Below are 17,597 nucleotides of genomic sequence, written 5' to 3' on the forward strand. Positions count from 1 at the left end.
ATGCGAATGCCGGGTGGGATTACCACTCCACCTCGGCCATCGTGCAGTTCAGGCCCGAGCCGATGCCGAGCAGGGCGATGCGGTCGCCTTTCTTCAGCTTGCCCAGTTCCTTCAGCTTGCTCAGCACGATCGGCACGCTGGCCGGGCCGATGTTGCCGTGCTCGGTAAAGATGGTCATGACCTTCTTCGGGTCGATGCCGAAGGACTTCACGAACGCCTGCGTGTGCGGGCGGCTGACCTGGTGGATGACGAACTGGTCCAGTTCGTCCACGGCCCAGCCCAGCGCGACCTTGGCGGCGGCGAAGGTCTTGGTGGCCAGCTTCATGCCCTCGATCAGCAGCATGCGGGTGTCGGTGACCATGCGGTCGAGGTTACCGCGGCAGAGCTTGTTCCACTCGGTCGCCGAGCGGGTCACGCCGCCCTTGTAGCGCGGGGCTTCCGGCGCCAGCGCGCGGCGCGTCAGCACCATCGCCACGGCACCGCAGCCCAGGGTCAGGGCGGCCAGTTCGTCGCGGAACTGCTGCTCAGTGACGTCGGGCGCGTTGAGGCGCTCGATGGTCTTTTCATAGACCAGGTTGGCGGTTTCGCCGTCGACGACCAGCGCGTAGTCGATCTCGTCGCGTTCCAGCATGCGGGCGGCGATGTCCATGCCATTGATGAAGGCCAGGCAGGCGTTGGCGACATCGAAGGTCTGGCAGTGGTCGCCCACGCCCAGGTTGCCGCAGACGATGCTGGCGGTGGACGGCTCCAGGTAGTCGCGGCTGACCGAGGTGTTGACCACCAGGCCGACCTTGTCGGCACCGATGCCGGCATCGTCCAGTGCCTTCCTCGCGGCCAGCGTGGCGGCATCCGAGGCCTGGACGTCGTCGTCCCACAGACGGCGGGCGTGCACGCCGGCCACATCGTTCAACACGTCGGTCTTGATGCCCAGGCGGTCGAGCGTGGGCTGCAGGCGGGCGTTGATTTCGGCGGACGTCAGCGTGTGGGGCGCATCGATATGCGCCAGTCCCGCGATGGAGACATTCTTGAAGAGCATCGAGGTTAGCGCCAAGGCTCAGGCGAGGGGGCCGACAAGGGTAACGGCTTCCCGCCTTCACCGCATCTTTACGGGTAACGGGGGCGGCGGACACCCACCCCCAATTGTGACTCAGTTCACGTTTCAGCGGCCGCAACGGTACGCCGCGAACCGTTGCTCGCCGTGGGCCGGATCGCCCAGGGGCTGTAGGGTGTCGGCTTGAACGCCCGGCGCCTCGTTGCGGGCAAGGGTTTCCAGCTCATCCCGCACGCGCAGGGCGTTGCGTTCATAGAAGGCGACGTTGCCCTGCACCTTCACCGTGATCTCGCTGCGCTTTTCGCACCCGGCGGGCGCGGCCCCGGCCGGCAGCACCCGCACATTCCTGGCATTGGGGGCCAGATGCACCCAGGTGCAGGCGGAGAGCAACACGGTGGACGCAGCGGCGAGCAGGACGAGACGCATCGGGAGTCACCTAGGAATGTGAGTCGGGGGCCATTCTGGCCGATGCCGGATGAATCGAATCCGGGCCATGCACCGCCCCTTCCGGAAGGGGCGGCGACAAGGACACGCTTACTTCTTCACTTTACCGTCGGCGTCCAGCTCGACCGCCTCGCCCAGCTGCAGCGCGCGGACCGATTCGCCCACCTTCGACAGGTCGCCCACCACCACCCACGTCAGCGAGGACGGGGAGAGCGTGGCGGCCGCCTTGGCCACGTCGGCGGCACCGATGGCCTCGTTGCGGGCCTTGTACTGGACGATGTAGTCGTCCGGGCGGCCGTAACGCTGGTTGGACGCGATCTGGCCCAGCACCGCGGACGCGGTCTCATAGGCGCCCGGCAATTCCAGCGTATTGGCGGCGCGGACCTTGGTGATCTCCTCCGGCGTGGCGGGCGCCTGGCCGGTGGCGAACTGGCTGATTTCCTTCTGCAGTTCCTTCATCGAGTCGGCCGTGCGATCGCTCTGCACCGCAGCGCTGGCCCACCAGGGCCGCTGGCCCAGGGCGTTGCGGGCACCGCTGTAGGAGCCGTAGGCCCAGTGCTTGTCCTCGCGCAGGTTGGAGTTCAGGCGCGAGGTGAACTGCCCGCCCAGCACGCCGTTGGCGAAGTCGAAATCGATGGTGCCGGCGTCGCCGGTCGGGGGCACCACCTGCGCGGCGTAGACGTTCGACTGGATCGCGCCGGGCTGGTCGATGAGGAACACGCGCGGCTTGGCGGCGTTCGCCACCTTGGGCACCGCGGCCAGCTTCGGCGCGTTCGGGGCTGCCTTCCAGTCGCCCAGGCGGGCTTCCAGCAGGGGCACCATCTCGGCCAGCGTGGTGTCGCCGACGATGGTGATGCGGGCCTGGTCTGGCTGCAGCCAGTCGCGGTGGAAGGCGGCCAGGTCGTCACGGGTCAGCGACGCGATTGATGCCTCGGTGCCCGAACCCGTAAACGGAATGGCGTACGGATGGCCGGCGCCGTACAGCAGCGGCGGCAGCGTACGCAGCGCCGCGGTCTGCGGGCGCGCCTTCTCCTGCTTGATGCCGGCGATCCAGGTGGCGCGCACGCGCTCCACTTCGGCCGGGGCGAAGGTCGGACGACGCAGCACGTCGGCCAGCAGGTCCAGCGAGGGCGCCAGCTTGTCGGTCAGCGCCGACAGTCCGACCGAGGCCGAGTCCAGGCCGGCGCCGGTGGTCAGTTCCGCACCCAGCGCCTCCTTGCGGGCGGCGAAGTCGAGCGCACCGTACTCGCCGGCGCCCTCGTCCATCATCTGCATCGCGAAACTGGCGGTGCCGAGCTTCTTGCCGACATCGGCGGCGTAACCGCCGGGGAACTCCACGTTGATCTGCACCACCGGCGTTTCATGGCGCTCGGCCAGCGCGACCTGCATGCCGTTGGACAGCGTGGCGCGATGGACGGCCGGGAACTTCAGGTCCGGGAAGGTGGTGGTCTTCGGCACGCCCGCGCTGCGGTCGACGGTGCTGGCGATCGTCTTGAACTTCGGATCCACCTTCGGGGTGGCGGCCGGCGTGGTGGCCGGAGCCGCGAACACCTTCTCCGGCAAGGCCGAGGCCGGGGTCTCGCTCGGCTGCACCAGGATGGTGTGCGATCCGCCGCTCAGCCACTTCTTCGCCGCCGCCTGCACCTCGGCCGGCGTGGCGCTGGCGTAGATCGCCAGCTCGTCCTTGTAGCAGTCCGGCTTGCTCTGGTAGACGGCGCACGAGGCCAGCACATCGGACTTGCCGCCGAAGCCACCGATGCGCTCGATGCCGCGCACGAAGCCGGCCACGCCGGAGACGCGCGCGCGCTCCAGTTCCTCGGCCGTCGGGCCTTGGGTGATCAGGCGCTTGAGCTCTTCGTCCAGCGCCGCCTCGACCTTGGCCGGATCGACGCCTTCCTTCACCGTGGACATCAGGAAGAAGGTGCCGCTGATCTCGCTGCTCCACTGGTAGGCGGACGCCTGGTCGGCGATCTTCTCGCCGTGCACCAGCCGCGTGTCGAAGCGCGAGGCCGCGCTGCCGCCGAGCACCTGCGCGAACAGGTCGAGCAGCGTGGCATCCTTCGTGCCCATCTCGGCCACCGGCCACGCGCGGTAAACACGTACCTGCGGGACGCGGTCGGGAACGGTCTCGCGCGTGTCCTTGGCGTGCGTCGGGATGTTGGTCTTCATGTCCGCCAGCGTGGCGCTGGCCGGGATGTCGCCGAAGTAGCGCGCGACCTTCTCCTTGGCGGTGGCGACGTCGATGTCGCCGGCCAGCACCAGCACCGCATTGTTCGGGCCGTACCAGCTGCGGAACCAGGTCTTCACGTCGTCCAGCGTGGCGGCGTCGAGATCGGCCATCGAACCGATGGTCTGCCAGCTGTACGGATGCCCGGCCGGATACAGCGCCTCGAACATGCGCGCGCTGATGCGGCGGCCGTAGGGCTGGTTCTCGCCCTGGCGCTTCTCGTTCTGCACCACGCCGCGCTGTTCGTCGAGCGCCTTCTGGTCGATCGCGCCGAGCAGGTGGCCCATGCGGTCGGACTCCATCCACAACGCCATGTCGAGCGCGGTGGTCGGCACGTTCTGGAAGTAGTTGGTGCGGTCCTGGTTGGTGGTGCCGTTCTGGTCGGTGGCGCCGACCAGTTCGAACGGAGTGAAGAACTCGCCGTCGTGGTTCTCGCTGCCCTGGAACATCAGGTGCTCGAACAGGTGCGCGAAGCCGGTGCGCCCCGGGGTCTCGTTCTTGCTGCCCACGTGGTACCAGATGTTGACGGCCACGATCGGTGCCTTCCGGTCGGTGTGCACGATCACCCGCAGGCCGTTGGGCAGGGTGAACTCCTCGTACGGGATGACGATGTCCGCGCCGGTGGCCGGCTTCGCATACGTGGGGGCCGGCGCATAGGCCAGACCGCCGAGGGCGGCGGAGAGGGCAACGGCAAGCAGGGCGGTGCGGGGCCGGCGGTAAACGGACATCGGACACTCCTTGAATACTGAATGGACCAACTTGAGCCGCCGATGCTAGCCGCCGCACGCGGTCATTACACTAGGCCACAAGCCATGACCAATGGCCTAGGCGGCGTTGGTGCATCGCCCGTCGACCCGCCGTGGAGGTGACATGGACCGCAAACACTGCCTGGTGACCGGGGCCAACCGCGGCCTGGGCCTGGAACTGACCTCCCGGCTGCTGGCCCGCCAACGGCACGTGGTGGCGACCTGCCGCCATCCCGGCAAGGCGACGGCATTGAACCGGCTGGCCGGCGAACACCCCGGCCGCCTGCATGTGCTGCCGCTGGACGTGGCCGATGCCCGCAGTCGGGATGCGCTGCTGCGCGAGCTGCCCCTGGTCACCGACGAAGAGCCGCTGCACCTGCTCATCAACAATGCCGGCGTACTCCGCGGTGGCGAGCGCTTCGGCCAGGTCGCTGCGGCGGATCTCGATGCCAGCTTCCACACCCATGCCGCCGGCCCGTTCCTGCTGACGCAGGCGGTGGCGCCACGGCTCGCCGACGGCGCGGTCGTGGCGAACATCTCGTCCGAGATCGGTTCGATCGCGCTGCGCCAGGAGTTCCGCACGCCCAGCTACGCCATCGGCAAGGCCGCGCAGAACATGGCGACGTCCCTGCTTTCGCAGGCCCTGGCACCCCGCGGCATCAAGGTGGTCGCGCTGCACCCGGGCTGGGTGCGCACCGATATGGGTGGCGATAACGCGGCGCTTTCCGTGGCGGAATCCGCCACCGGCCTGCTGCAGGTGATCGATCATCTGCAGCCGGAAGACAGCGGCCGCTTCCTCGACTGGCAGGGCGATCCGCTGCCCTGGTGAAACTGAACGTTGGCTGCGCCTCTCGGGCGACAACGCAACGCTTTCCAGTTGAACGGCATCCAAACCCTTACGCACCGGAGTGACCGGACGTAGGGCGAAGCGGCGTGTTCGCAGTCACACCGAACAGCGCCGTCCGTCTTGATGAAGCAGGACGGACACCCTGGCGGACAGTCGCCTCGGACAGCGGACACGCAGGAAGCACAAAGAAATACCCATGGATCAATGACTTGCGTTTGGCACGGTTTCTGCGTCACCTACAACAAGAACGCGCAGCACCGATCAAACCTGACTGAAGCCTGAACAAAATTGCCGAAACGAAAGGTTTCGCTTGACCGTTCTGATTAGGTGTACTACTTTACTACCACACCACCCAACAACATCACTACAGAGGCATGACAATGAACGCCAAGAACCTCCTCCCCCTGACCGCCGCTGCCGTGTTCGCCCTGTGCGCCGGTGCCATGGTCGTCTCCGCCACCCACGCCGACAACAACCACAACGCCGTCGCCCCGAGCGCCCGCATCGTCGACCTGCCGACCGTGACGGTTACCCCGGATGCCGCCGACCTGGCCCACTACAACACCTACAAGGACGCCAAGATCGTCGACCTGGCCACCATCACCGTCACGCCGGCCGCCGAAGACCTGGCCCAGTTCGTCGCCCAGCAGGCGGTCCGCGTGGTCGACATGCCGGTGGTCACCGTGCGTCCGTCGGCCGAGGACATGCAGCAGATCGCGGTGCAGGCGGGCGTGCTGGCCGGTCAGCTGGCTTCGCGCTGATACGCAGGCAAGACACGCTTCACCTGCGTCATCACGCAAGCCGGCTGCGACCGGCGCTTCACCGACACACCCGCCCGTGAGGCCATGCAGCGCCGCGTAGAATGCGCGCCATGACCGACACCCTGGACATCGACGTCCTGCTGTACCAGCCGGAAATTCCCCCGAATACCGGCAACGCCATCCGCCTCTGCGCGAACACCGGCGCGCGGCTGCACCTGATCGAACCGCTCGGGTTCGCATTGGAAGACAAGCAGCTCAAGCGCGCCGGCCTGGACTACCACGAGTACGCCACGCTGCAGGTCCACGCCTCGCTCGATGCGGCCCTGCAGCGTATCCGGCCCACGCGCCTGTTCGCACTGAGCACGCGCGGCACCGTCCGCCACGATCGGCCCGCCTACCAGCCTGGCGATGCGTTCCTGTTCGGGCCCGAGACACGCGGCCTGCCGCAGGACGTGCTCGAAGGCCTGCCGGAAGACCAGCGCCTGCGCCTGCCGATGCGCCCGGACAACCGCAGCCTCAACCTGTCCAACACGGTCGCCGTGGTGGTGTTCGAGGCGTGGCGACAGGCAGGATTCGTTGGCGGTGCGTGACCTATCGGGCTTTCTTGTAGGAGCGACGTGAGTCGCGACCGCACGCGTTGACGGCCGATACGCCCGACATCAACGCAAGACGCATCGGCAAAAGGCCGTTGCAGCCTCTACCCCCAAGCTAAGACCTGTATCCCTCGCGGGTCGCGGTCGCAACTTACGTCGCTCCTGCAACGCCGGCCTACTCGAAGCGTGCCAGTCCGTAAGGCGCCAGCGGAATCTCCGTCGGGTCGCCCGCCATCATCTGGTCGAGCAGGCGGCCGGTCACCGGCCCCTGGGTCAGACCCAGGTGGCCGTGGCCGGTCGCGACGAAGATTCCCTCGCCCGGCACGCGATCGATGATCGGCAGCGAGTCCGGCGTGCATGGACGGTTGCCTGCCCATTCGGACACCGGTTCGCCGCTGATGCCGGGAAACAGCTTGCGCGCCTCCGGATCGAGGCGATGGATCAGCGCAAAGTGCGGATCGCGCCCGAGCGCGGTCAGCTCCTTGATGCTGGTCATGCGGATGCCCGCCTGCATCGGCGACACCACCATGTAGCGCTCGGCCCACAGCGTCGGGCGCTGCACCACCGCCGGCGCCTGCGGATACATCAGGTGGTAGCCGCGTGCGGGAATCACCGGAATCTTCAGGCCGAATGGACGCAGCAGCGCATTGCTCCATGCGCCTGCGGCCACGACCACACGGCCCGCCTGCACGGGACCGTGGTCGGTGTCGATCCGGTAACCGTCGCCCTGCCGCACGACGGCCGACGCGCTGGCGGTCAGCGAAGTCGCGCCGCGCTCGCGGAGAGCGTCGAACAGGCGGCGGCAGAACTCGCCAGGATCGCGCATCGCCAGCGATTCGCGCTGGAACACCGCGCGCTGGAATCCCGCGCCGATACCCGGCTCGAGATCACGCAGCTGGGCCGCGTCGAGTACATCGAAGGCGACGCCGCGTTCGCGCATCAGCCCGCGTTCCCACTCGCCCTTCGCGAACGTCGCGTCCTCGCTGTAGACGTGCAGGTAGCCGGTATGTCCGATCAGCTCGCCCGCGCCGATCCGCTCGCCCAGCTCCAGCCACGCGTTACGGGACGCGGTGTTGATGGCGTTCAACGCATCGATGATCGGCACTACATGCTGCAGCCGTCCCTGGACCAGGAACTCCAGCAGCCAGCGTGCGTAGGACGGACTGACCGCCCAGTCCAGCTTCAGCGGCGCGAGCGGGTTGGCTAGCATGCGCAGCGCCTTGGTGACGATGCCGGGCGTGGACTGCGGCATGACGTTGCCGACCGAAATGGAACCGGCATTGCCGAACGAGGTCTCGCCCGCCGGTCCCTTGGCGTCGATCAGCAGGCAGGACAGCCCGCGGTCCATCAGATGGTGGGCGGTCGACAGGCCGACGATGCCGCTGCCGATCACCGCGACATCGGCGGTCCGCGGTGATGTGGGGGAGGGGGAAGCACTCATTGGATCGGGACGTCGTAGGCGGTTCGTGGGGTGGGTTCGGGACGGAAGGTGAAGTGCCACCACTCCATCGCGTAGTTCTGGAAGCCGTGCCGCGCCATCGCCTGCACCAACCGTTCACGGTTGCGGCCTTGTTCGTCGGTGATGGACGGGTCGGCGGTGTTGGCGCGCGGATCGAAGAAGTCGAACGGCGTGCCCATGTCGAGTTCCGTGCAGGTATCGCTTTCGCAGCGGACCAGGGTCAGGTCGAGCGTGGCGCCGCGACTGTGCCCGGACGTTTCGGCGATGTAGCCGTCGAGCAGGCTCGCTTTTTCCAGATTCGGATAATACGCCGCCTTGGTCCGCTGGTCGGTGGGATCATGCGCCCAACGGACGAAATGCTGCACGGCGCGCACCGGGCGATAGCAATCGAACACTTTCAGCGACAGGCCTTCCCGCTCGACGTCCTGCTGCACGCGTGCCAGCGCCTGCGCGACTGGCGCCAGCAGCAGGCACTTCGATGCTCCGTAGCCGGTGACCGGCGTGCCGACGAAGTTGTTGCCGCTGGCGTAGCGGATCTCCGTCCGCAGACCGGATACGACGCCGGCGGCATCGACCAGGTCCACCTCCGCCGCCTCCTGCGCAGGCGATACCTGCACGCCTGGCGTCGAAGCACAGGCGCCAAGCCAGGGAAGCACGCACGCCAGCAGTAATCCGGCACTGCGCATGTCAGTGGCACGCCTGCGTGCGCTGGAAATCGAGATCGGCATAGTCGTAGCTGAAATCCGCATCCGGATCGACATGCGACAGTGTAAGTCGCGCGTCGCCGTCGGCTTCCGACGGCGCGAAGTGCAGCCAAGGCTCCGCATCCACGCTGTCGTCGTCCCAGTCCACCAGCCAGCGATCCCCCACGCGCATGATCGTGCCGGTCAGCATCGGCGAACGCTCCGCGACGAAACGCACGCGATCGCCTGCCGGGCACAGCACAATCTCGCCGAACCAGGGATCGCGGTAATGACCGGTCCATGCGGCGAGCGAGCCCACGCTCGCCGTCGTGCGACCGCGCGTGTCCGGCTTGGGTTTCGCCACCCGCTCGCCGGCGCGCTCCTGCTCCAGCAACCCGGCGTAGTGCGCGACGGTAGGTGAGGACTGCGGTGCGGTGAACTGCTTGGTCAGCACCTGCCCCAGCACCGTGCGCGCGGCCTCGCCTTCGCCATTGATCAGGATGACGATGCCCGTGCGCTGGTCGGGCAGCAGGATGACCGATGAATACATGCCCGCCAGCGTGCCGGTATGCGCGACCTTCCATGCGCCGTCCACGTCCGACAGGCGCCAGCCGTAGCCATACGCGGAGAAGTGGCTGTTGTCCCAGGCGCGCATGCGCGCGCTGACCGGCATCGGCATATGCGCCGCCCACACGGCCTTGCGCTGCGCGGCCGACAGCCACGCGGGCTCGGCATCCGGCGACAGCCACATGCGCATCCACGCCAGCATGTCGTCGAGGCTGCAGCGGATGCCGCCGGCCGCCATCGAGGTGACGTTGGGAACGACATCGCCATCTTCACGGATGACGCGGTTGCCCTGCGGTGTGCGCATGTGGGGCTGCGCCACGTTGCCGACCTCGGCACGCTTCCATTCGCCGACCTGGCAACGGTGCATGCCGAGCGGCTGGAACAGCTCGCGCTTCACCAGCGCTTCGTACGAAGCGCCGCCGGCCGCAGCGGCAACCTCGCCCGCGACGACATAAAGCAGGTTGTCGTAGGCGTAGGCCGAGCGGAAGCTGTGCGTCGGCTTGAGATGCTGCAACCCGGCGATGATGTCGTCGCGGGTGAACCTGTTGGGCTCCGGCCACAGCATCAGGTCGCCCGCCCCCAGCCCCAGGCCACTGTTGTGGATCAGCAGGTCGCGGACCTGCATCTGCTGCGTGACCCACGGGTCGTGCATGCGGAACTGCGGCAGGTACCTGATGACCGGGTCGTCCCATTTCAGCTTGCCGGCATCGACCAGCCGCGCCAGCACGCCAGCCGTCATCGCCTTGCTGTTGGAGGCGATCTTGAACAGCGTGTCGTTGTCGATTTTTTCGCCGCCGCCGGCCTGCAGCTCGCCGAGCGTGCGCGCGTAGGCCACCTCGCCATCGCGGATGACGCCGACCGCGAGTCCGGGCAACCGGTAGCGTTCGAACGTCTGCTCCACGGCCGCATCGATGGCGTCGTCGCCGGTCGCGGCATGCGCGACGGGCGCCAGCAGGGCGAGACAGGCGAGGAGACGTTTCATGGCGGGGCTCAGTATCCGCGGGATCGCGAACGGAGCGCCCCGCATGAAGGCGGGCCGCCGCCGCAGCGCGGCGACGGCCCGGGTCATCGATGGTCCGATGACGGATCGGTCAGTCGAACTTGTACTCGACCATCAGCGCGAACGAGCGGCCGCGCGGATCGGCGACGCGCGGCTCCCAGGCAGCGCCGGACGCGAAGTCGTTCTGGTGCGCGGTGAACGGAGGATCTTCGTTGAGGAGGTTGCGCACGATGAAGGTGAACTTGGCGTTCTCCAGACCCGTCCAGCCCAGGCTGTAGTTGTAGGTGATGTAGTCGTCCACATCCGGATTCCAGTCCTCCGGGATGTAGCTGCCGTTGACCACGCTCACCGGCAGCTCGTCCTTGTAGCCGTCGCGGTAGATCTGCGTCAGCGTGTGCGACCAGTCGCCCTTCGCCCAGGCGAAGCTGAGCGTGTGCTTCCACTTCAGCGGCAGGTTGTAGTAGCGCACGTACTTCCCGACCAGGTTGGGGCCGTACGGGCGGCTCTCCAGCGGCTTCTCCTGGAAGCTGTCGATGTAGCTGCCGTTGAGGTTCACGCGGAAGGTACCGCCGGCCAGGTCGCCGATCAGGTTGGCATCCAGTTCCACGCCGCTGATCAAGGTACCGCCGGAATTGATGAAGCGGCGATCGATGGCGACCACCTGGCCGCTGCTGTCGCGGATCCAGTTGGCGGCGAACAGGTCGTAGTTCGCGACCAGGGTGGCCTGGTTGGGCGTGCGGATGGTGTTGGTACGCTCGATCTCCCACCAGTCGAGGCTGACGTTGAAGTGCTCGTTGGGCGCGAACACCACACCGAAGCTCTTCTGGTCGGACGTTTCCGGCTTCAGGTCTGCCTTGCCGCCGGTGAGGATGTCGGGCTGGATCGCCGTACAGCCGGGCACAGCGGGATTGACGACGCCGCCGGGACAGCTGGCCGGGTCGGCCAGGTCGAAGCCGGTGTACGGGCTGGACGTCACGCCGCTGAAGAGCTTGGTGAACTCGGGCACCTTGAAGCCGTCGCTGATCGCGCCACGGAAGGCCAGCGAGTCGATCGGCTGCCACTTGAACGAGAACTTCGGATTGATCGTGCTGCCGAAGCCGTCGTAGTCGTCGCGACGCACCGCCAGGCTCACTTCCAGGCTGTCCACGATCGGCAGGAAGGCTTCGGCGTAGACCGCCTTCACGTCACGCGACACCTTGGGCAGGTTGTTGGTGGCATCGAACGGCGCACCGAAGATGTAGCTGTTGTCGAGGACGATGCCGTCCTTGGTCGAGCCGAATTCGAACTCTTCGCGGCGCAGGTCGACGCCGACGGCCGCCATCACTTCGCCGCCCCACAGGTTGAAGCCCAGGCCGCCGGAGAATGCGGCATCCAGCGTGGTCACCGTGGACTCACCGCCATACAGGCGCACGCCGGCGGCCGAGGCCGCCTGCAGCATCGCTAAGCCGGTCGGATTATGCTGCTGGCCGGGCATCAGAAATGGATTGAGATAGCCGCTGCCCAGCGCCGCCCGGAAGCCTGGCGTGAAGTAGTAACCGCTGCCCAGAACGGATTCGGCCTCGCTGGACGCGCGGGACAGACCGACGTCGTAATCCCAGCTGCCGAGCGTGCCTTCCATGCCGACCAGGAAACGGTAGGCCTTGGTGGTAGTCTCGATCTGGCGTGGACCACAAACCTCACAACGCCAACGGTACGGAATCGGACGGCCATAGACCATGTTGGCCGTGCCGAAATACGACGCCAGCGCGTTGTAGACCATGTTGTAGGTCGCCAGCGACTGCGCATTGCCGGGCTGATATGGGAACCAGGTATCCGGACCCAGTGCCGTGAGGGCCGTCGAGGCACTTGAAGTGATCTGCTGCGCCTCGAACTGGCGGTTGGATTCCGAACGCGACGCCATCGCCTCGGCGTAGAAGCGATGGTTCTCGCCGATCTTGAACGTGGCGCGACCCAGCGCCTGCAGGCTCTCCTGAGGCTGCTGCATGACCTGCGCCGCCGGGTAGTCCCAGGCGCAGGCGTACTTGGAGTTCGCGACGCCCCACAGACGGTAGGCGTACGGCCCCATCATGTCGCCGCCCGCTTCGCATCCTGCGGCGCCGGGCAGGTTCAGGATGTTGATCAGCGCCTGGCCGCCACCGCCGGCCGGATCGGCCAGCGTGCCGTTGATGATACCGCCGGCGATGTTGGACACCGTGGCGAACGGCGTGCCGCGCGTATCGGGCGACAGGCCGCGGTTGAGCTGGAAGGTGTTCGAGTAGTCGCGATCGCTGCCGAGCAGGATCTCGTTCTCGCGGTAGTTCATCGTGCCCCAGACGTTCCAGCCGTCGTTGTCGATGTCGCCCGCACCACCGAGCACGCTGTAGGTGTAGATGTTGCCGCCACCCTCCTGCGTGATGTCGAAGCCGGCATTGACCGTGATGCCCTGGTAGTCGCTGCGGGTGATGAAGTTGATCACGCCGCCGATGGCATCGGTCCCGTAGACCGCGGACGCGCCGTCGCGCAGGACTTCGACGCGGTCGATGGCGGCGAACGGGATCGAGTTCAGGTCGACCGCCTGGCCGCGCAGGCCATGGGTGGCGACGCGGCGGCCGTTGAGCAGCACCAGCGTGGCGTCGGCGCCCTGGCCGCGCAGGTTGGCGCCCGACACGCCGTTGTTGCCGCGCAGGTCGGCCGGCGCGATACCGGCGTTGGACGCCAGGCTGTCGGACGCGTTGCTGGCGACATTGAGGAACTGCAGCAGCTGTTCCGCCGAGGTGATGCCCTGCGCCTCGATCTCCGCCTTCTGGATGATGGTGACGGGCAGCGCCGCTTCCACGTCGGTGCGCTTGATGCGCGAGCCGGTCACGGTGACCGTGTCGAGGGTGCGGGCGCTACCGGAAGGTGCGGCTGCCTCCTGCGCGAACACGACGCCCGGAACGGCCAGACCCAGCAGGATGGCGGTGGCAAGGTGAGTGGGCCGAAGCGAAGGACGTCGAGCGGGCATGCGGATCTCCTCTGAATGTCTGTACGCGCGGTGCGCGCGACCAATGTGATGGGCTGCGATACGCTCGACGCGCGGTACGGGGGCCGACACCGGCGGCCCGTGCAGGCCGCGTCGCGGTCGTTCGTCGATCCCCGGCCCGGATGGCTCCCCATTCGCGCCTCGCCGCGCATCCCATCCCGGGTGCGCACCACAGATTGCGTTTGAAACGAACCACACCGGCACCCCTGCCGGCAAAACCCCTGTGATGGCGGTTTAGCACGCAGCTTGACCGCAGTCAATAAATTATTCTTGCATTGCAAAAAAACTGACTTGAATATTCCTGTTCATTGCGGCGTCGTTGCGGCAGGCGCGGTCAATGCGTGCAGGATGCGCAGGTCTTCCGCATCCAGTTCGGTGCCCTCCATGCCGCGGAAACGGTGGTGGAACGCGCGCACCGTGTCGGCGCGGTTGTCGACGGAATAGCCGATCGCCTGCAGGGCCAGCCACGGATCGAATCCCGGCGGCGGGTCGCCGGCACCGGCGATCGGCCAGACGCCGAAGCCCGCCTCCGCCAGCCGCTTCCACGGGAACAGCGGGCCCGGGTCGATCTTGCGGGACGGCGCCAGATCCGAGTGGCCGATGACTTGCGTCGGCGGAATGCGCAGGCGCTGTGTCAGGTCGCGCAGCAGCACGATCAGGCTGTCGATCTGCACCTCCGGGAAGGGGCTTTTGCCATCGTTGTCGATCTCGATGCCGATCGACGCGTTGTTGACGTCGGTGATCGCGCCCCAGCGACCAGCGCCGGCATGCCAGGCGCGGCGGGAATCGCTGACCAGCTGGTAGACCTTCCCGTCCTTGCCCAGCAGGTAGTGCGAGCTGACGCGTCCGCCGCTGTTGCGGCTGCGCAGCGTGTCCAACGATTGCTCTACCGAATTCTGCTCCGTGTAATGCAGCACGATCACCACCGGCCGGCGCTCATCGAAGTTTTCCGACGGCACCCAGGTGGCGAGCGGATTGCGCGGACCGGAGTGCGCGCATGCGCCGAGCAACAGCACCATCGCGGCGAGGATCGCGGATCGGCAGGCGGTAGGAACGTGCTTGGTCATGATGGATACCTCGATGAGCAGCCGCGCATAGGAATAACACGACCACTGGCGTGTGACGCGGGGAACAGGAGCAAAGAAAGGCCTGCCGCGAACAGCAGGCCACCGGAGAAACAGTGCATCGATCGCATGCGCTGCGCGATCAGAAGTTCCAGGTGACGACGAGTTGGGCATAGCGCGGGGACTGCCATACAGTGCCTTGTCCGAAGTGCGGCATCGGCGTTCCCGGCGTACTTTCATAGCGGGAATGGACGTTGATGACCGTTTGCCGGTTGAGCAGGTTGTAGACCGACAGGCGCGCCTTCAGATCGGTCCCCTCAACGGGCAGCGTCCAGGTGACATTCGCACCAAGGTCATAGACCCATGGCATGCGGCCGAAGGCGCCACGCTCGGAATAGACCAACTGGCGCGTTGCCCAATTGGAACAGTTGGCTACGCACAACCAACCAGAGCCGCCACCGCTGAATTCGCCAGGCCCACCGGCTGCACGGTTGTCGTTAGGCCATACCACGCCATAGGCGGTGATCGGCCCACCCGAGCGCGCAGAAAACGTGCTGCCTAACGACCATTGCTCGTTGAACTTGTAACTGCCCCGGAGCTTGACCTGGTGCCGCGAATCGTTGAACAGCACACCGTACCGCTCGTTGACGGCCGGATGATCGTAGTACTGGACCAGATTGGTATCGGCATAACCAGTATCCGAATTCACCGGCCCTTCGATGTTGCCCTCGGACTTGGACCAGAGGTAGCTGGCATTGAAGGCCCACTTGTCGTCCCAAGCGCGATCGAGCTGGAACTCGACGGCCTTGTAGGTGCGCTTGGGCTTCTTGTAACCCATGATCGCACCACTGCCGGAGGCGATATAACCGTCCCTCGACGAGTCGAAGGTCACCCAGTCATTCGTCGTGGGGCACCACAACGTCGTGGTCTCGCCCGGATTGATGATTGGCCAGTCACCGGAGTACCACGGACACCCTTCGACATGATTGATGCGCGCATCCTCCACCGCGCGCGTCATGCGTCGATACGTCGCGTTCACGCCATACGACCACGCAGGACTGATAGCCTGCTGAAAGCCGAGGATGAACTCATCCTGGAAGACCATCTTTAGGTCTTTAGCGACCGCCGTCCGGAAGTCCTCGGGGGCGGGGACATTGTTCGACGTGTTCACTGGCCCGATCTGCTGCCCCAAGTTGGGAAGCAGGTAGATGCCCGCCACCGGATGCTCCAGTTGGCGCCAGCCGTCGAGTACGTAGTACGTATGCTCATCGGTACTACCAGCGAAGTAATCCGCTAGCTTGTTGGTCAACGGCAGGTAGTAGCGACCCGCATTGCCGAAGAGCTTGGTGGAGCCGTCGCCCCTCACGTCCCAACTGAAGCCGACACGCGGCGCGATCATGTCGGAGAAGTCTGCCTTGGCAAAAGTTACGCCGGAAGCGTATTTATTGTGGAATTTGTCGGCACGCAAACCGAGGCTAAGCAGCAGGTTGGGCGTCACGCTCCAGTTATCTTCGATGTAGACCGCTTGCGCCTCGGTAGTGACCGGCGTACCTGTGATATAGCGTCTGGCATCAACGATCGCAGTGGTACCGACCGGGATGATGGTGCCGTTTAGTGAAGCTCCCCCATTGGCGGCCTGCACCTGATAGCTGACGCCATCATTCGGATAACGCACAGCGCTATTTGAGTCCATGATCTCCTGATCAAGGCCGAAGCGCAGCAGGTGATCGCCGAGCGACCATTCGAAGTCCAAACGTGCAGCTTCGCGCTTATCGTCGCGCCGACCGATGCTGGTTTCGGTGGGATGGCAGCCCTCAGGGGTAGTTTCCGCTCCGAACCGGGTCGTGTAGCTGCCAGATCGGGTGACGATACTGCAGTCAGGATCCTGATTGCTGCTGTTGGCGGCACTGCGCTTGTTGATGCCGTACATCGCCTTGGCTGTGAAATTGTCGGTGAAGTGACCCGTGTATGTCAGCGACCAGTTGTCTCCTCCCGAACCGGACACGCTGTCGCCCTTCAATCGGTCCTTCGAACCGGTTGCCCAAGTGTACTTGTAGATGTCTGTCGTCGACTCGCTCTTGTCGGAGAACGCCAGAAGCTCCAGCAAATGATCGTCGTTGATGCGCCAGTCCAGCTTGGCACCCCAGAAATCGTTGTCGCTCTTCGTTAGGAAAGCGTCGTTGGTATCGAAATCCTGCGGGTTGCTGTCGCGTTTCTCGTACATGGCGAAGAAGAACAGCTTGTCCTGCACGATTGCGCCGGATGCCCACACGTTCGCCTTGTAGAAAGAACTCTTGTCGCGACTGGTGCGATTGCGCTCGTCCAGTGTTCCATCGCGATGGAAGTGGTCTTCCTTCGACGACTCCCAAGCGGAAGGCTCCAGTGTGACTTCCGCACCCGCGTGAAAGTCATTGCTGCCAGACCGTGTCACCGCATTGATGACACCACCTGTACTTCGGCCGAACTCCGCAGAGTAACCGCCGGTCTTGACCTGGAATTCCTGGTAAAACCCGAACGGAACAGTGGAAAACCCTTGGCGACGATAGGGATCGGTGACGTTGAGTCCGTTGATGTAGACGGCGTTCTCTGCGACCGACGAGCCGCCGAAGGAAAGCCCACCAAACGTAGCGCCGGAGTTCACCACACCGGGCGCCAACAGGGCGACGGCGCTGAGACTCTGATCGACGGGCAGCTTTGCCAATTCTTCGCGATTGATGTTGGTCGCGGATTCCGTGGAGCGAACGTCTACGCGATTGACTACGCGCGAACCCTTCACCTGCACGGCGTTCAAGTTCACCACGACGCCGTCACTGCCGAGGTTGACGGTGGTCGTTCCGCCTAGCGCAACATTGACCGGGACGGACTGCCCAACGTCCTCGCCTGCGCGCTTGACCTGCAACTGGTAGTCGCCGATCGGCAACTGCGTCAGCCGATAGCTGCCGTTGCCTTCGACCGTGACGGTGCGGCTGGCGCCGGTCGCGGTATTGGTGATCGTGATCTGGTCGCCTGCGCTGGCGCGGCCCGCAACGGCGCCGGTCGCGCTCTGCGCCATCGCCAGCGGCGCCATCGTGGCGATGCACGCGCCCAGCGCGATGCCCAGTGCCGCCTTCTTCAGAACCCTGCCTTTCATCCCCGCTCTCTCCTGCTAAAGATG

At 65.8% G+C, this 17,597-nt stretch carries 12 protein-coding genes; 3 read left to right on the forward strand and 9 right to left on the reverse strand.

All coding sequences use genetic code 11. From position 1 onward, the window contains the following. Positions 1-19 precede the first annotated feature (19 nt). From AC1Q5B_RS03630 to AC1Q5B_RS03640, 3 genes are all read right to left on the reverse strand, one after another. Positions 20-1,036 carry a 3-oxoacyl-ACP synthase III gene (locus tag AC1Q5B_RS03630; protein ID WP_492630361.1) on the reverse strand — a complete coding sequence of 339 codons (1,017 nt, stop codon included), beginning with the start codon at positions 1,034-1,036 and terminating at the stop codon, positions 20-22. Between the two features lie 123 nt (positions 1,037-1,159). Further along, positions 1,160-1,477, reverse strand: a complete 318-nt coding sequence (locus AC1Q5B_RS03635; protein ID WP_492630362.1) for a DUF4156 domain-containing protein — start codon at positions 1,475-1,477, stop codon at positions 1,160-1,162. 108 nt (positions 1,478-1,585) lie between these two features. Beyond that, a complete protein-coding gene (locus AC1Q5B_RS03640; RefSeq protein ID WP_492630363.1) occupies positions 1,586-4,450 on the reverse strand; it encodes a M16 family metallopeptidase in 2,865 nt (954 codons plus the stop codon). A gap of 142 nt (positions 4,451-4,592) precedes the next feature. Between AC1Q5B_RS03640 and AC1Q5B_RS03645 the strand changes: the two genes are divergently transcribed. From AC1Q5B_RS03645 to trmL, 3 genes are all read left to right on the forward strand, one after another. Next, positions 4,593-5,297, forward strand: coding sequence for an SDR family oxidoreductase (locus AC1Q5B_RS03645; RefSeq protein WP_492630364.1), 705 nt, complete (start codon positions 4,593-4,595; stop codon positions 5,295-5,297). Between the two features lie 398 nt (positions 5,298-5,695). Beyond that, positions 5,696-6,076 carry a hypothetical protein gene (locus AC1Q5B_RS03650; protein ID WP_492630365.1) on the forward strand — a complete coding sequence of 127 codons (381 nt, stop codon included), beginning with the start codon at positions 5,696-5,698 and terminating at the stop codon, positions 6,074-6,076. Between the two features lie 110 nt (positions 6,077-6,186). Continuing rightward, a complete protein-coding gene (gene trmL, locus AC1Q5B_RS03655; protein ID WP_492630366.1) occupies positions 6,187-6,666 on the forward strand; it encodes a tRNA (uridine(34)/cytosine(34)/5-carboxymethylaminomethyluridine(34)-2'-O)-methyltransferase TrmL in 480 nt (159 codons plus the stop codon). 178 nt (positions 6,667-6,844) lie between these two features. On the opposite strand, the gene AC1Q5B_RS03660 is transcribed toward trmL, so the two are convergent. The 6 genes from AC1Q5B_RS03660 to AC1Q5B_RS03685 all read right to left on the reverse strand — a co-directional run bounded on the left by AC1Q5B_RS03660 (position 6,845) and on the right by AC1Q5B_RS03685 (position 17,573). Continuing rightward, the gene (locus AC1Q5B_RS03660) at positions 6,845-8,110 is read right to left on the reverse strand and encodes an NAD(P)/FAD-dependent oxidoreductase (protein WP_492630367.1); all 1,266 of its coding nucleotides are present in this window, start codon (positions 8,108-8,110) and stop codon (positions 6,845-6,847) included. After that, positions 8,107-8,814, reverse strand: a complete 708-nt coding sequence (locus AC1Q5B_RS03665; protein WP_492630368.1) for a M15 family metallopeptidase — start codon at positions 8,812-8,814, stop codon at positions 8,107-8,109. Before AC1Q5B_RS03665 ends, AC1Q5B_RS03660 begins: the two co-directional genes overlap by 4 nt. A 1-nt stretch (position 8,815) precedes the next feature. Further along, on the reverse strand, positions 8,816-10,360 hold the full coding sequence (locus tag AC1Q5B_RS03670; RefSeq protein ID WP_492630369.1) for a serine hydrolase: 1,545 nt from the start codon (positions 10,358-10,360) through the stop codon (positions 8,816-8,818). A gap of 109 nt (positions 10,361-10,469) precedes the next feature. Beyond that, the gene (locus AC1Q5B_RS03675; RefSeq protein ID WP_492630370.1) at positions 10,470-13,361 is read right to left on the reverse strand and encodes a TonB-dependent receptor plug domain-containing protein; all 2,892 of its coding nucleotides are present in this window, start codon (positions 13,359-13,361) and stop codon (positions 10,470-10,472) included. A gap of 323 nt (positions 13,362-13,684) precedes the next feature. Beyond that, a complete protein-coding gene (locus AC1Q5B_RS03680) occupies positions 13,685-14,446 on the reverse strand; it encodes an N-acetylmuramoyl-L-alanine amidase (RefSeq protein ID WP_492630371.1) in 762 nt (253 codons plus the stop codon). Positions 14,447-14,585: 139 nt separating this feature from the next. Further along, the gene (locus tag AC1Q5B_RS03685) at positions 14,586-17,573 is read right to left on the reverse strand and encodes a TonB-dependent receptor (RefSeq protein ID WP_492630372.1); all 2,988 of its coding nucleotides are present in this window, start codon (positions 17,571-17,573) and stop codon (positions 14,586-14,588) included. Between the last annotated feature and the right edge of the window lie 24 nt (positions 17,574-17,597).

This window comes from Pseudoxanthomonas sp. GW835-FHT14C01 (assembly GCF_058793715.1).

What these genes read in the sequence shown, in the direction of transcription:
- AC1Q5B_RS03630 (WP_492630361.1), bottom strand. Translation starts at nt 1,036, where the DNA reads ATGCTCTTCAAGAATGTCTCCATCGCGGGACTGGCGCATATCGATGCG.
- AC1Q5B_RS03635 (WP_492630362.1), bottom strand. Translation starts at nt 1,477, where the DNA reads ATGCGTCTCGTCCTGCTCGCCGCTGCGTCCACCGTGTTGCTCTCCGCC.
- AC1Q5B_RS03640 (WP_492630363.1), bottom strand. Translation starts at nt 4,450, where the DNA reads ATGTCCGTTTACCGCCGGCCCCGCACCGCCCTGCTTGCCGTTGCCCTC.
- AC1Q5B_RS03645 (WP_492630364.1), top strand. Translation starts at nt 4,593, where the DNA reads ATGGACCGCAAACACTGCCTGGTGACCGGGGCCAACCGCGGCCTGGGC.
- AC1Q5B_RS03650 (WP_492630365.1), top strand. Translation starts at nt 5,696, where the DNA reads ATGAACGCCAAGAACCTCCTCCCCCTGACCGCCGCTGCCGTGTTCGCC.
- trmL (WP_492630366.1), top strand. Translation starts at nt 6,187, where the DNA reads ATGACCGACACCCTGGACATCGACGTCCTGCTGTACCAGCCGGAAATT.
- AC1Q5B_RS03660 (WP_492630367.1), bottom strand. Translation starts at nt 8,110, where the DNA reads ATGAGTGCTTCCCCCTCCCCCACATCACCGCGGACCGCCGATGTCGCG.
- AC1Q5B_RS03665 (WP_492630368.1), bottom strand. Translation starts at nt 8,814, where the DNA reads ATGCGCAGTGCCGGATTACTGCTGGCGTGCGTGCTTCCCTGGCTTGGC.
- AC1Q5B_RS03670 (WP_492630369.1), bottom strand. Translation starts at nt 10,360, where the DNA reads ATGAAACGTCTCCTCGCCTGTCTCGCCCTGCTGGCGCCCGTCGCGCAT.
- AC1Q5B_RS03675 (WP_492630370.1), bottom strand. Translation starts at nt 13,361, where the DNA reads ATGCCCGCTCGACGTCCTTCGCTTCGGCCCACTCACCTTGCCACCGCC.
- AC1Q5B_RS03680 (WP_492630371.1), bottom strand. Translation starts at nt 14,446, where the DNA reads ATGACCAAGCACGTTCCTACCGCCTGCCGATCCGCGATCCTCGCCGCG.
- AC1Q5B_RS03685 (WP_492630372.1), bottom strand. Translation starts at nt 17,573, where the DNA reads ATGAAAGGCAGGGTTCTGAAGAAGGCGGCACTGGGCATCGCGCTGGGC.